The sequence below is a fragment of the Burkholderia perseverans genome, from assembly GCF_022870505.1.
GTDB lineage: Bacteria > Pseudomonadota > Gammaproteobacteria > Burkholderiales > Burkholderiaceae > Burkholderia > Burkholderia plantarii.
In genome coordinates, this window is sequence record NZ_CP045094.1 from 488,739 (window position 1) to 503,383 (window position 14,645).

The following is a 14,645-nucleotide window of genomic DNA, read 5'->3' on the forward strand; positions in this document are numbered from 1 at the left end:
TGCTTTTTCTTGCCGGACGCGGTCCAGGCGACGATGAAGATCAGCAGGCCGAGCGCCAGCAGCGATTCCAGCGCGAAGATCAGCATCGGGTATTCGTCGAACAGATCAGACATGGCGGTTTCCATCAAGAACGATCATTGTAGGTGGTTCGGGCCGCGGCTAGCCGGATGGGCGGCCGCGCTCGCGACGGCGGCGCTGCTGGCCGCCTGCGGCGGCGCGCCGGTGCGCCCGCCCGCGGCGAGGGCGCCCGGCGGCGCGCCGTTCGTGCCGGGCCAGGTGGCCGCCGAGCGGCTCACGCCGGTGGCCTGGCAGCAGGTGCCGGGCTGGCAGGACGATACGCTGATCGGCGCGACCATCGCGCTACGCGAGAACTGCACGCGGCTCGCGCGCGCGCCCAACTGGCGCCGTGCCTGCGAGGCGGCCGGCCGGCTCGACGATCTCGACATCACCGGCGCGCGCAGCTTCTTCGAAACCTACTTCACGCCGTACCAGTTCGCCAATACCGACGGCACGCTCGACGGCCTCGTGACCGGCTACTACGAGCCGCTGCTGCGCGGCTCGCGCGTGCGCCGCGGGCCGTACCAGACCGCGCTCTACCGCTGGCCGGCCGGCTACCGCGCCGGCACCGCGCTGCCGGCACGCGCGCAGCTCGAACGCTCGGGCGTGCTGAACGGCAACGAACTGGTGTGGGTCGACGATCCGGTCGACGCGTTCTTCCTGCAGGTGCAGGGCTCCGGGCGCGTGGTGCTCGACGACGGCACCGTGATGCGGGTCGGCTACGGCGGCACCAACAACCAGCCGTACCGGTCGATCGGCAAATGGCTGCTCGACCATGGCGAGCTCACGCCCGGGCAGGCGACGATGCAGGGCATCAAGGCCTGGGCGAGCGCCAACCCGACGCGGCTCGACGCGCTGCTCGACACCAATCCGCGCTTCGTGTTCTTTCGCGAGATGCCGTCGCAGGAAGGCGCGCCGCAAGGCGGCGCGGACGGCCCGATCGGCGCGCTCGGCGTGCCGCTGACGGCGGAGCGTTCGATCGCCGTCGATCCGTCGGCGATTCCGCTCGGCACGCCGGTGTTCCTGCAGACCACGCGGCCGCTCACCAATACGCCGATGAACCGGCTCGTGTTCGCGCAGGACACCGGCTCCGCGATCAAGGGCGGCGTGCGCGCCGACTATTTCTGGGGGCTCGGCGACGACGCGGGCGATCTGGCCGGCCGCATGAAGCAGGTCGGCCGGATGTGGCTGCTGCTGCCGAACTCCTGATGGATGGCCGCCGCCGCGGTTCGCCTCCGGGCGCGCCGCGCGGGGCCCTCAGCGATACTTAGCGGCGCTCAACGGCGCTCAGCGGCGCCGGTCGATCACGCGGCGCGCCTTGCCGACCGAGCGCTCGATGCCGTTCAGCGCCAGCACCTCGACCACCGCGGTCACCCCGATCAGCGCCTTGATGTCGTAGGCGAGCGCGCGGCGCGCGCTGTCCAGCTGCGCGGCATCGGCCGCCGCGTGCGGGCACGGCTCGACGTTCAGCGTCATCACGTCGAGCGGGCCGTCCTTCGTCAGCACGATCTGGAAATGCGGCGCCAGCACGCGCTGCTTCAGCAGTTGCTCCTCGATCTGGGTCGGGAACACGTTCACGCCGCGGATGATCATCATGTCGTCGGCGCGGCCGGTGATCTTTTCCATGCGCCGCATCGGGCGCGCCGTGCCGGGCAGCAGGCGCGTGAGGTCGCGCGTGCGGTAGCGCACGATCGGCAGCGCCTCCTTGGTCAGCGAGGTGAACACCAGTTCGCCGGGTTCGCCGTCCGGCAGCACCTCGCCCGTCAGCGGATCGACCACCTCCGGATAGAAATGATCCTCCCAGATCGTCGGGCCGTCCTTGGTCGCCGCGCATTCCGACGCGACGCCTGGCCCGATCACCTCCGACAGCCCGTAGATGTCCACTGCGTCGATCCCCATGCGCGCCTCGAGCGCCGTGCGCATCTCGTTGGTCCACGGCTCGGCGCCGAAGATGCCGATCCGCAGCGACGACGCGCGCGGGTCGAGCCCCTGCCGCTCCATCTCGTCGGCGATCGACAGCATGTAGCTCGGCGTCACCATGATGATGTCGGGCCGGAAATCGCGGATCAGCTGCACCTGCTTCTCGGTCTGGCCGCCGCCGAACGGGATCACCGTCAGGCCGGCGCGCTCGGCGCCGTAATGCGCGCCGAGGCCGCCCGTGAACAGGCCGTAGCCGTAGCTGACGTGGACCTTGTCGCCGCGCCGCGCGCCGGCCGCGCGGATCGAGCGCGCCACCAGGTTGGCCCAGGTGTCGATGTCGCGCGCCGTGTAGCCGACCACCGTCGGCTTGCCGGTGGTGCCCGACGACGCGTGGATCCGCGAGATCCGTTCCTGCGGTACGGCGAACATGCCGAACGGATAGTTGTCGCGCAGATCGTCCTTGGTCGTGAACGGGAAGCGCGCGAGATCGGCGAGCGCGCGCAGTTCGCCCGGATGCACGCCCGCTTCGTCGAACTTGCGGCGATAGACGGGCGAGTGGTCATACGCGTGCGTGAGCGACCAGCGCAGGCGGTCGAGCTGCAGCGCCTGCAGTGCGTCGCGGCTGGCGGTCTCGATCGGTTCGAGCGGAAGGGGGGCGTTCATCGGTGTCTCCGGCCATTGTTATGTGTCGCGGGCGGCGGCGCGTTCAGGCGCCGGTCGCGGTCACGGTGCCGCCGATCCGGGCCGACTTGCCGCGGAACATCGCGACCGTCTCGCCCGCGCGGTTGGTCACGCGGATATCGTAGATGCCGTGGCGGCCGCTCAACGTCTGCTCGCTCGCCTCGGCCGTCAACACGTCGTTCTCGGCGACCGGGCGCAGGAATTCGATCGAGCAGCCGGCCGCCACCGTGTTGAGATTGTGCGAGTTGCAGGCCAGCGCGAAGGCGGAATCGGCGAGCGTGAAGATCAGCCCGCCATGGCAGGTGCGGTGGCCGTTCAGGAACTCGGCGCGCACCGCCATGCGCATCCGTGCGCGGCCCGGGCCCACCTCGAGCAGCTCGATGCCGAGCGTGCGGGTGCAGGCGTCGGCCGCGTACATCGCGTCGGCCGCCGCCCGCGCCAGCGCGTCGGCATCGCTGGCGTCGGTGTCGGCGGCCGGGCCGGGGGCATCGGGCGCGTTCATCTCAGCGGCCCTCGAAGCGCGGCGCGCGTTTCTCGATGAAGGCGGCCACGCCCTCGGCGTAGTCGTGCGACTGGCCCAGTTCGCGCTGGCGGTCGCGTTCGAGGTCGAGCTGCTGGTCGAGCGTCTGGGTCAGGCCCGCGCGCATCGTCTGCTTGATCACGGCGATCGCACGGGTCGGCTGCTTCGCGAGGTCGGCCGCGAGCGCGGCGGCGCTGGAGGCCAGCGCGTCGTCGTCGACGGCGCGCCAGATCAGCCCCCACTCGGCCGCGCGTTCGGCGCCGAGCTTCTCGCCCGTCAGCGCGAGTCCGAGCGCGCGCGCGAAGCCGACGCGCTGCGGCAGGAACCAGGTGCCGCCCGAGTCGGGCACCAGGCCGATCTTCACGAACGACTGGATGAAGTTGGCCGACTTCGCGGCCAGCACGAGGTCGCAGGCGAGCGCGAGGTTCGCGCCGGCGCCGGCCGCGATGCCGTTGACGGCGGCGATCACCGGCAGCGGCAGCGCCTGCAGGCGGCGCACCAGCGGGTTGAAGTGGGTGTCGATCAGCGCACCGAGATCGGTCGACGCGCCGGGCGTGAAGTCGAGATCGGCGAGGTCCTGGCCCGCGCAGAAGCCGCGGCCGGCGCCGGTCAGCACCAGCGCGCGCGCCTGGCCCGCTTCGGCCTCGTCGAGCGCCGCGGCCAGTTCCGCATGCATCGCGCGGGTGAAGCTGTTGAGCTTGTCGGGACGGTTCAGCGTGATCGTCGCGACCCGCGTCTGCGGGTCGAGTTCGAACCGGATCGTATCGTGCGACATCGGTATCTCCTCGAGGAGGCGCCCGGCCGGCGGCGTGCCGGCCGGTGCGGCCGGGATGGCTCAGGCGCCGGCGGTGTCGGCTTGCGGCGCGACGTGGATGCGGCTCTGCACGACGCGGAAGCGGTTCGCGACGAACGCGGCGTCGGCGAGCGCGGCGTTCGCGGCCGGGTTTGCGCCGGTGGCGTGGAAATCGGAGAAGGCGGCCGACTGGTTCACGAACACGCCGCCCGTCAGGTTGATCGATAGCGCGACGCCGCCGCGGATCGCCGCGTCATGCGCCTGCTCGATCACCGCCGCGTCGGTGCTGTAGACCGACAGAGTCAGCGCGCCGCATTCGGCCGCGATGCCGCCGGCCAGGTCGAGCGACTGCGCGGTCGAGTCGGTCGCGATCACGAACGAGATCGGACCGAACCACTCGCGCGTGAAGGCGCCGCGGTCGCTCGCGTCGAGCTGCACGACGAGCGGCGTGCGCACGCGCGCGCCCGGATGGGCCGGATGATCGAGCGCGACGCTGTCGGCCAGCACCGTGCCGAGCCCGCGCGCCTCGTCGATGCGCGCGACCACGCCGTCGTTCTGGATCGCGCCGAGCAGCTCGACGGCGCGTGCGGGATCGGCGCCGAGCTTGCGCACGGCACCGGCGATCGCCTGCGCGACCTCGTCGAAGCTCAAGTGGCCGTCGGGCGTCTCGATGCCGTCGCGCGGCACGTAGATGTTCTGCGGCGCGGTACACATCTGGCCGGCATAGAGCGCGAGCGAGAACGCGATGTTGCGCACCGCGCCCTTCAGGTCGTCGGCCGAGTCGATCACGATCTGGTTGACGCCGGCCTTCTCCGTATACACCTGCGCCTGGTGCGCGTGGCGCTCGAGCCAGTCGCCGTGCTTGGTGCTGCCCGTGAAGTCGATCAGCCTGATGTCGGGACGCACCGCGAGCGCCTGCACGAGCGCGCCGTCGTCGGGATCGGTTGCCAGCAGCGTGACGACGTTCGGATCGAAGCCGGCTTCGCCGAGCACCTCGCGCGCGATGCGCACCGTGATCGCGAGCGGCAGGATCGCGCCCGGATGCGGCTTGACGATCACCGTGTTGCCGGTCGCCAGATCGGCGAACAGGCCCGGATAGCCGTTCCAGGTCGGGAACGTGCAGCAGCCGAGCACCAGCGCGGTGCCGCGCGGGACGATCGTGTAGCGCTTCTGCATCGCGAGCGGCGGGTTCTTGCCCTGCGGCTTCTCCCAGTGCGCGTCGGCCGGGATCTTGCGCAGCGCGTCCCAGGCGTAAGCCACCGCCTCCAGCGCGCGGTCCTGCGCATGCGGGCCGCCGGCCTGGAACGCCATCATGAAGGCCTGGCCAGTGGTATGCATCACCGCGTTGGCCAGCTCGAAGCTGGCGCGGTTCAGGCGCGCCAGGATTTCCAGGCTCACGCCGATCCAGGCGCTCGGGCCGGCCGCGCGCCAGGCCGGCTGGGCGGCGGCGGCCGCCTCCGCGAGCTGGTCCGGCGACGCTTCTGGATAGCGGATGCCGAGCGGAAAACCATACGGCGACAGCTCGGCGCCCACCTCGCCGCCGGTGCCCGGCTGGTCGAGCGCGAAGCGCTGGCCGAGCTGGGCCTGGAACGCGGCCTCGCCGTCTGCCGCCGCGCTTTCCCCGTACACTTTGGGGCTGGGCATTTCGGCGAACGGACTCCAGTAACCACGGGTTTCAATGGCGGACAAAGCCTGCTGCAAGGTGGCTTCGTGCTTCGTGAAGAGGGGATGGGTCATGACGGCAGCCTGGTTGAGGGGACGAGGGCGTTCGTGCGGACTTAATTAATTAACCGACCGGTTGGTCGGCAAATGGTAGCATCGTTCCCGGCGCGTGTGCGCAATGAATGACGTTTCTTTGATGAGGAGACATCGATGGCTTACGAAAACCTCCTGGTGGAGACCCGCGGGCGTGTCGGGCTGATCACGCTGCATCGTCCGAAGGCACTGAACGCATTGAACGATGCACTGATGGACGAACTCGGCGAGGCGCTGAAGGCGTTCGACGCCGACGACGAGATCGGCGCGATCGTGCTGACCGGCAGCGAGAAGGCGTTCGCGGCGGGGGCCGACATCGGGATGATGGCGAACTACACCTATATGGACGTCTACAAGGGTGACTACATCACGCGCAACTGGGAGACGATCCGGCAGATCCGCAAGCCGATCCTCGCGGCCGTGGCGGGGTTCGCGCTCGGCGGCGGCTGCGAGCTGGCGATGATGTGCGACATCATCATCGCGGCCGACACGGCGAAGTTCGGCCAGCCCGAGATCCGGCTCGGCGTGATGCCGGGCGCGGGCGGCACGCAGCGCCTGCCGCGCGCGGTGTCGAAGGCCAAGGCGATGGACATGTGCCTGACCGCGCGCTTCATGGAGGCCGAGGAGGCGGAGCGGGCCGGGCTCGTCTCGCGCGTGGTGCCGGCGGCCGCGCTGCTCGACGAGGCGCTCGCGGCGGCCACCACGATCGCGGAGTTCTCGCTGCCGGCAGTGATGATGGTGAAGGAGTCGGTCAATCGCGCCTACGAGACGACGCTGTCGGAGGGCGTGCATTTCGAGCGCCGCGTGTTCCATTCGATCTTCGCCACCGAGGATCAGAAGGAGGGGATGGCGGCCTTCGTCGAGAAGCGCAAGCCGGTGTTCAAGCATCGTTGAGTACGGCGGCGCAGGTATCGTGATCGTTGCATCCGCAACCTGATTTCGCGCTTCTTCCGCATTTCTTCTTTTGCTATCAACGGCTTGTTGCCAAGGGCGCCGCGCGAGCGGCGCCCTTGGCCGTTTTTTTCTGCCGATTCTTCACGAAAGGGCTTGCAGGAAGCGGGATCGGTGCTTAGAATCACGCCTCTTTCGCGCTAACGGAAACGCAGCGCGGAAGGGGAAGTCAGGCAGGACGAACGCAGCGCCGAAAGTTGGCCGCTTGTTGGTTCTGTCGAAGGGAAGTGATCAACGAAGTTTGTTGATCGCAGCGAGAAAAAAGTAGTTGACGCGCTGCGAAACGTTGATCATAATCTCGCTTCTCTGCTGCTGAAAACGCAGCGCCGCTGAGAAAGCCGGCAAGTCCGGTCAGCTTGGTGGAAACGCTCTTTAAAAATTAACAGCCGATAAGTGTGGACGCTTGATCGACGCGGTCCTGATCTCCGGATCAGGTCAGCAAAAGTATCAAGAGTCTCACACAAAAGTAAGTCAGGTTCATGAAGCAATTCATAACCTGTCAGCTTTGAGTGAGCGACCGGTTCTTAACCGAACCGAAAACAGTAACAGGTATTGAACTGAAGAGTTTGATCCTGGCTCAGATTGAACGCTGGCGGCATGCCTTACACATGCAAGTCGAACGGCAGCACGGGTGCTTGCACCTGGTGGCGAGTGGCGAACGGGTGAGTAATACATCGGAACATGTCCTGTAGTGGGGGATAGCCCGGCGAAAGCCGGATTAATACCGCATACGATCTACGGATGAAAGCGGGGGATCTTCGGACCTCGCGCTATAGGGTTGGCCGATGGCTGATTAGCTAGTTGGTGGGGTAAAGGCCCACCAAGGCGACGATCAGTAGCTGGTCTGAGAGGACGACCAGCCACACTGGGACTGAGACACGGCCCAGACTCCTACGGGAGGCAGCAGTGGGGAATTTTGGACAATGGGCGAAAGCCTGATCCAGCAATGCCGCGTGTGTGAAGAAGGCCTTCGGGTTGTAAAGCACTTTTGTCCGGAAAGAAATCCTGAGGGCTAATATCCTTCGGGGATGACGGTACCGGAAGAATAAGCACCGGCTAACTACGTGCCAGCAGCCGCGGTAATACGTAGGGTGCAAGCGTTAATCGGAATTACTGGGCGTAAAGCGTGCGCAGGCGGTTTGTTAAGACCGATGTGAAATCCCCGGGCTCAACCTGGGAACTGCATTGGTGACTGGCAAGCTAGAGTATGGCAGAGGGGGGTAGAATTCCACGTGTAGCAGTGAAATGCGTAGAGATGTGGAGGAATACCGATGGCGAAGGCAGCCCCCTGGGCCAATACTGACGCTCATGCACGAAAGCGTGGGGAGCAAACAGGATTAGATACCCTGGTAGTCCACGCCCTAAACGATGTCAACTAGTTGTTGGGGATTCATTTCCTTAGTAACGTAGCTAACGCGTGAAGTTGACCGCCTGGGGAGTACGGTCGCAAGATTAAAACTCAAAGGAATTGACGGGGACCCGCACAAGCGGTGGATGATGTGGATTAATTCGATGCAACGCGAAAAACCTTACCTACCCTTGACATGGTCGGAATCCTGAGGAGACTCGGGAGTGCTCGAAAGAGAACCGATACACAGGTGCTGCATGGCTGTCGTCAGCTCGTGTCGTGAGATGTTGGGTTAAGTCCCGCAACGAGCGCAACCCTTGTCCTTAGTTGCTACGCAAGAGCACTCTAAGGAGACTGCCGGTGACAAACCGGAGGAAGGTGGGGATGACGTCAAGTCCTCATGGCCCTTATGGGTAGGGCTTCACACGTCATACAATGGTCGGAACAGAGGGTCGCCAACCCGCGAGGGGGAGCTAATCCCAGAAAACCGATCGTAGTCCGGATTGCACTCTGCAACTCGAGTGCATGAAGCTGGAATCGCTAGTAATCGCGGATCAGCATGCCGCGGTGAATACGTTCCCGGGTCTTGTACACACCGCCCGTCACACCATGGGAGTGGGTTTTACCAGAAGTGGCTAGTCTAACCGCAAGGAGGACGGTCACCACGGTAGGATTCATGACTGGGGTGAAGTCGTAACAAGGTAGCCGTATCGGAAGGTGCGGCTGGATCACCTCCTTTCTCGAGCTAATACCGCAAACATTGAGCGTTCACGCTTATCGGCTGTTGATCAAGACAGACTCAGGGGTCTGTAGCTCAGTCGGTTAGAGCACCGTCTTGATAAGGCGGGGGTCGTTGGTTCGAATCCAACCAGACCCACCAATTGTCTGGCGGTAGTCCTGAGAAGTCTCTGTACACATGGGGGCATAGCTCAGCTGGGAGAGCACCTGCTTTGCAAGCAGGGGGTCGTCGGTTCGATCCCGTCTGCCTCCACCAATCTTCAATGACAAACTGAGGTTTCCTTATTGGCGATTGAGCCAGTCAGAGGATAAGTCACACGTTGCACTTATCGGCTGTCGTTCTTTAACAATCTAGAAGAAGTAGTAATTTGGATAGCGGAAGCGCTTATTTGAGATGGGCGTGGAAACTATCCGGGTTGTGATTGTATCGATGTATCTCAAGATGATTCGAACTTAAATGTTCGGCTCGATTGGAATACGGCACAAATGCGAGAACTCAACCTGTAACGACTGTCCTCTCCCTCGGGAGGCGAGACAGACCCGTTATAGGGTCAAGCGAACAAGTGCATGTGGTGGATGCCTTGGCGATCACAGGCGATGAAGGACGCGGTAGCCTGCGAAAAGCTACGGGGAGCTGGCAAACAAGCTTTGATCCGTAGATGTCCGAATGGGGAAACCCACTCCTTTTGGAGTATCCATAGCTGAATACATAGGCTATGTGAAGCGAACGCGGTGAACTGAAACATCTAAGTAACCGCAGGAAAAGAAATCAACCGAGATTCCCAAAGTAGTGGCGAGCGAAATGGGAAGAGCCTGTACTCTTTATTTGTATTGTTAGCCGAACGCTCTGGAAAGTGCGGCCATAGCAGGTGATAGCCCTGTAGGCGAAAACAGTATGAAAGAACTAAGTGTACGACAAGTAGGGCGGGACACGTGAAATCCTGTCTGAAGATGGGGGGACCATCCTCCAAGGCTAAATACTCGTGATCGACCGATAGTGAACCAGTACCGTGAGGGAAAGGTGAAAAGAACCCCGGGAGGGGAGTGAAATAGATCCTGAAACCGCATGCATACAAACAGTCGGAGCCTCGTAAGGGGTGACGGCGTACCTTTTGTATAATGGGTCAGCGACTTACGTTCAGTAGCAAGCTTAACCGAATAGGGCAGGCGTAGCGAAAGCGAGTCCGAATAGGGCGTTCAGTTGCTGGGCGTAGACCCGAAACCAAGTGATCTATCCATGGCCAGGATGAAGGTGCGGTAACACGTACTGGAGGTCCGAACCCACTAACGTTGAAAAGTTAGGGGATGAGCTGTGGATAGGGGTGAAAGGCTAAACAAACTTGGAAATAGCTGGTTCTCTCCGAAAACTATTTAGGTAGTGCCTCGTGTCTCACCTTCGGGGGTAGAGCACTGTCATGGTTGGGGGGTCTATTGCAGATTACCCCGCCATAGCAAACTCCGAATACCGAAGAGTGCAATCACGGGAGACAGACATCGGGTGCTAACGTCCGGTGTCAAGAGGGAAACAACCCAGACCGCCAGCTAAGGTCCCCAAATATAGCTAAGTGGGAAACGAAGTGGGAAGGCTAAAACAGTCAGGAGGTTGGCTTAGAAGCAGCCACCCTTTAAAGAAAGCGTAATAGCTCACTGATCGAGTCGTCCTGCGCGGAAGATGTAACGGGGCTAAGCTATATACCGAAGCTGCGGATGCGTGCTTGCACGCATGGTAGGAGAGCGTTCCGTAAGCCTGCGAAGGTGCATTGTAAAGTGTGCTGGAGGTATCGGAAGTGCGAATGCTGACATGAGTAGCGATAAAGGGGGTGAAAGGCCCCCTCGCCGTAAGCCCAAGGTTTCCTACGCAACGTTCATCGGCGTAGGGTGAGTCGGCCCCTAAGGCGAGGCAGAAATGCGTAGCTGATGGGAAGCAGGTCAATATTCCTGCACCATTGTTAAATGCGATGGGGGGACGGATCGCGGAAGGTTGTCCGGGTGTTGGAAGTCCCGGTCGCTGCATTGGAGAAGGCGCTTAGGCAAATCCGGGCGCGGAATTCAAGGGTGTGGCGCGAGCTTCTTAGGAAGCGAAGCAATCGGAAGTGGTTCCAAGAAAAGCCTCTAAGCTTCAGTTTAACAGTGACCGTACCGCAAACCGACACAGGTGGGCGAGATGAGTATTCTAAGGCGCTTGAGAGAACTCGGGAGAAGGAACTCGGCAAATTGGTACCGTAACTTCGGGATAAGGTACGCCCCTGTAGCTTGACTGGCCTGCGCCAGAAGGGTGAAGGGGTTGCAATAAACTGGTGGCTGCGACTGTTTAATAAAAACACAGCACTCTGCAAACACGAAAGTGGACGTATAGGGTGTGACGCCTGCCCGGTGCCGGAAGATTAAATGATGGGGTGCAAGCTCTTGATTGAAGTCCCGGTAAACGGCGGCCGTAACTATAACGGTCCTAAGGTAGCGAAATTCCTTGTCGGGTAAGTTCCGACCTGCACGAATGGCGTAACGATGGCCACACTGTCTCCTCCCGAGACTCAGCGAAGTTGAAGTGTTTGTGATGATGCAATCTCCCCGCGGCTAGACGGAAAGACCCCATGAACCTTTACTGTAGCTTTGCATTGGACTTTGAACCGATCTGTGTAGGATAGGTGGGAGGCTATGAAACCGGAACGCTAGTTTCGGTGGAGCCGTCCTTGAAATACCACCCTGGTTTGTTTGAGGTTCTAACCTTGGCCCGTGATCCGGGTCGGGGACAGTGCATGGTAGGCAGTTTGACTGGGGCGGTCTCCTCCCAAAGTGTAACGGAGGAGTACGAAGGTACGCTAGGTACGGTCGGAAATCGTGCTGATAGTGCAATGGCATAAGCGTGCTTAACTGCGAGACCGACAAGTCGAGCAGGTGCGAAAGCAGGTCATAGTGATCCGGTGGTTCTGTATGGAAGGGCCATCGCTCAACGGATAAAAGGTACTCTGGGGATAACAGGCTGATACCGCCCAAGAGTTCATATCGACGGCGGTGTTTGGCACCTCGATGTCGGCTCATCTCATCCTGGGGCTGTAGCCGGTCCCAAGGGTATGGCTGTTCGCCATTTAAAGAGGTACGTGAGCTGGGTTTAAAACGTCGTGAGACAGTTTGGTCCCTATCTGCCGTGGGCGTTGGATATTTGAAGGGGGCTGCTCCTAGTACGAGAGGACCGGAGTGGACGAACCTCTGGTGTACCGGTTGTCACGCCAGTGGCATCGCCGGGTAGCTATGTTCGGAAGAGATAACCGCTGAAAGCATCTAAGCGGGAAACTCGCCTTAAGATGAGATATCCCCGGGGACTTGATCCCCTTGAAGGGTCGTTCGAGACCAGGACGTTGATAGGTCAGGTGTGTAAGCGCAGTAATGCGTTCAGCTAACTGATACTAATTGCCCGTAAGGCTTGATCCTATAACCGGTCTGTTTTGCACCAACATCCTTGGTGCGCAGCGGTTGGATGCTCGACATGTCGTGCCATACAAGCACAACCCAACACTACTTCTTCCAGATTGGTCGTGGCGCTCAACCAGCGACGCGACAACCCCTTTAGCCTGATGACCATAGCGAGTCGGTCCCACCCCTTCCCATCCCGAACAGGACCGTGAAACGACTCTACGCCGATGATAGTGCGGATTGCCCGTGTGAAAGTAGGTAATCGTCAGGCTTCCTCCTTCGAAACCCCCGCTGCCCAGGCAGTGGGGGTTTTGTCTTTTTCAGACGCAAAAAACGCCGGGACTCGGCCCGCGACCTCTCATCACCCGAGCATTCATCAGCGAGATACCATGCGCGTGGCTCACGCGTCGCGTCGATAACTCTCGTCGCATGCCAAAGCGCCAGCGGACGAAGGCAGACGCTGTACGATGCGATGTCGACGCGCGTCGCGAACCATCACCGACGCTCCACCCGCCGACGGCACGCAGAATTCCGGCTGCGCTAGCGGCTCCGGCAACCGATCCGCAAGTTCGAAAGGAGTGTCTAACCCGGTTGTTTCGAAACGGCCTAGCGGCTAGGATGCCTTTTTAGCACGACCATTCGAAAATCAGTAAGGAGACGTGTTGCATGGACAAGATTTGGCTGAAATCGTATCCCCCCGGCGTTCCGGCCGAAATCGATCCATCTCGTTATCCGACCGTCCCCGATCTGCTTGACGACAGCTTCCGTACCTACCGGGAGCGCACCGCGTTCGTTTGCATGGGGAAATCGCTGACTTACGGCGAGATCGACGCACTTTCGCGCAAGCTGGGCGCCTGGTTCCAGGCGCGCGGCCTGGCGCGCGGCGCACGGATCGCGATCATGATGCCGAACGTGCTGCAATATCCGGTGACGATCGCCGCGGTCCTGCGCGCCGGCTATACCGTCGTCAACGTGAACCCGCTCTATACGCCCCGCGAGCTCGAACACCAGCTCACGGACAGCGGCGCCGAAGCGATCGTGATACTCGAGAATTTCGCGGCGACGCTGCAGGCGGTGATCGACCGGACCGCGATCCGGCACGTGGTCGTGGCGGCGATGGGCGATCTGCTCGGCTTCAAGGGGCTGATCGTCAACTACGTCGTGCGGCGCGTGAGGAAACTCGTGCCGGCCTGGCACCTGCCGTCCTTCACGCAGTTCAACGCGGCGCTCGCCGAGGGCAGCCGCCAGACGCTCACGGCGCCGACGCTCGGGCCGGACGACGTCGCGTTCCTGCAGTACACGGGCGGCACGACCGGCGTGGCGAAGGGCGCGACGCTGCTGCACCGGAACATCGTCGCGAACGTGCTCCAGTCCGAGGCGTGGCACGAGCCCGCCTACACGAAGCTGCCCGGCCAGACGCAGTTCATCACCGTTGCAGCGCTGCCGCTCTACCACGTGTTCGCACTGACCGTCTGCGGCTTCCTGACGATGCGAACCGGCGGCACTGGCGTACTGATCCCGAATCCGCGCGACATCGCCGGCATGATCAAGGAGCTCAAGCCCTTCCAGGTGTCGACGTTCCCTGCCGTCAACACGCTCTACAACGCGATGCTGAACCATCCCGATTTCGACCAGCTCGACTTCTCGAAGCTGGCCGTGGCCAACGGCGGCGGGATGGCGATTCAGGAGAGCGTGGCGAAGCGCTGGTACGACAGGACGCATACGCCGATCGTCGAAGGCTACGGCCTGTCGGAAACCTCGCCGGTGGTGGCCTGCAATCCGGTGACGGCGACCGAATACACCGGCACGATCGGCCTGCCGCTGTCCTCGACCGAGATCTCGATACGCGACGACGACGGCAACGAGGTGCCGCTCGGCCAGCCGGGGGAAATCTGCATTCGCGGCCCGCAGGTGATGGCCGGCTACTGGCAGCGTCCCGACGAGACGGCGAAGGTGATGATGGCCGACGGCTACTTCAAGTCGGGCGACATCGGCGTGATGGACGCGCGCGGTTACGTGAAGATCGTCGATCGCAAGAAGGACATGATTCTCGTCTCGGGTTTCAACGTCTATCCGAACGAGGTCGAGGACGTGGTCGCCTCGCACCCGGGGGTGTTCGAGGTCGCGGCGGTCGGCGTGCCCGACGGGCATTCGGGCGAGGCCGTGAAGCTGTTCGTCGTGAAGAAGGATCCGGCGCTGACCGACGAGGACATCCTCGCCTACTGCAAGGAGCGTCTGACCGGCTACAAGCGTCCGCGCATCATCGAATTCCGCACCGAACTGCCGAAGACCAACGTTGGCAAGATCCTGCGCCGCGAACTGCGCGACGGCAAGGTCTGACGGCGCCGGACGGCGGTATCGGAGAAAGAACCGGAAAGGCGCCCTGCGGGGCTAATGCCGTTCAGTTAAGCAACTGAACGGCATTTTTGTTTTCGGGAAGGAGTGGTTGTAAACGCTGCGCTGAAGTGTTA

7 protein-coding genes, 2 tRNA genes and 3 rRNA genes are annotated in these 14,645 nt (G+C 62.5%); 8 read left to right on the top strand and 4 right to left on the bottom strand.

The genetic code is table 11. The annotated features are described in order from the left end of the window. The first annotated feature begins 33 nt into the window (after window positions 1-33). The gene (gene mltA / locus BpN12_RS16765) at window positions 34-1,266 is read left to right on the top strand and encodes a murein transglycosylase A (protein ID WP_246796631.1); all 1,233 of its coding nucleotides are present in this window, start codon (window positions 34-36) and stop codon (window positions 1,264-1,266) included. Between the two features lie 78 nt (window positions 1,267-1,344). Here mltA and paaK read toward each other — a convergent pair whose 3' ends face one another. From paaK to paaN, 4 genes are read right to left on the bottom strand one after another with little or no spacing between them, the layout of a single operon-like run. After that, window positions 1,345-2,640: a phenylacetate--CoA ligase PaaK gene (gene paaK, locus BpN12_RS16770; protein ID WP_246796632.1), complete on the bottom strand. Its 1,296-nt coding sequence runs from the start codon at window positions 2,638-2,640 to the stop codon at window positions 1,345-1,347. A 43-nt stretch (window positions 2,641-2,683) separates the two neighbouring features. Then, the gene (gene paaI / locus BpN12_RS16775) at window positions 2,684-3,160 is read right to left on the bottom strand and encodes a hydroxyphenylacetyl-CoA thioesterase PaaI (protein ID WP_246796633.1); all 477 of its coding nucleotides are present in this window, start codon (window positions 3,158-3,160) and stop codon (window positions 2,684-2,686) included. A gap of 1 nt (window position 3,161) precedes the next feature. After that, window positions 3,162-3,953: a 2-(1,2-epoxy-1,2-dihydrophenyl)acetyl-CoA isomerase PaaG gene (gene paaG / locus BpN12_RS16780; RefSeq protein ID WP_246796634.1), complete on the bottom strand. Its 792-nt coding sequence runs from the start codon at window positions 3,951-3,953 to the stop codon at window positions 3,162-3,164. A gap of 60 nt (window positions 3,954-4,013) precedes the next feature. Continuing rightward, window positions 4,014-5,708 (bottom strand): phenylacetic acid degradation protein PaaN, encoded by a 1,695-nt coding sequence (paaN, locus tag BpN12_RS16785; protein WP_246796635.1) that lies wholly within the window; start codon window positions 5,706-5,708, stop codon window positions 4,014-4,016. Between the two features lie 135 nt (window positions 5,709-5,843). Here paaN and BpN12_RS16790 point away from each other — a divergent pair, with 135 nt between their 5' ends. From BpN12_RS16790 to BpN12_RS16820, 7 genes are all read left to right on the top strand, one after another. Then, entirely contained in the window at window positions 5,844-6,620 is a 777-nt protein-coding gene (locus tag BpN12_RS16790; protein WP_246796636.1) for an enoyl-CoA hydratase, read from the top strand. Window positions 6,621-7,231: 611 nt separating this feature from the next. Continuing rightward, a 16S ribosomal RNA gene (locus tag BpN12_RS16795) occupies window positions 7,232-8,764 on the top strand. A gap of 64 nt (window positions 8,765-8,828) precedes the next feature. Further along, window positions 8,829-8,905 (top strand) — tRNA-Ile (locus BpN12_RS16800). Window positions 8,906-8,943: 38 nt separating this feature from the next. Beyond that, a tRNA-Ala gene (locus BpN12_RS16805) sits at window positions 8,944-9,019 on the top strand. Between the two features lie 293 nt (window positions 9,020-9,312). After that, window positions 9,313-12,192, top strand: a 23S ribosomal RNA gene (locus tag BpN12_RS16810). Window positions 12,193-12,331: 139 nt separating this feature from the next. Continuing rightward, window positions 12,332-12,445 (top strand): 5S ribosomal RNA (gene rrf, locus BpN12_RS16815). The 16S, 23S and 5S rRNA genes sit together here with 2 tRNA genes alongside, the layout of an rRNA operon. A gap of 395 nt (window positions 12,446-12,840) precedes the next feature. Next, entirely contained in the window at window positions 12,841-14,514 is a 1,674-nt protein-coding gene (locus tag BpN12_RS16820) for a long-chain fatty acid--CoA ligase (RefSeq protein WP_246796637.1), read from the top strand. Window positions 14,515-14,645 lie beyond the last annotated feature (131 nt).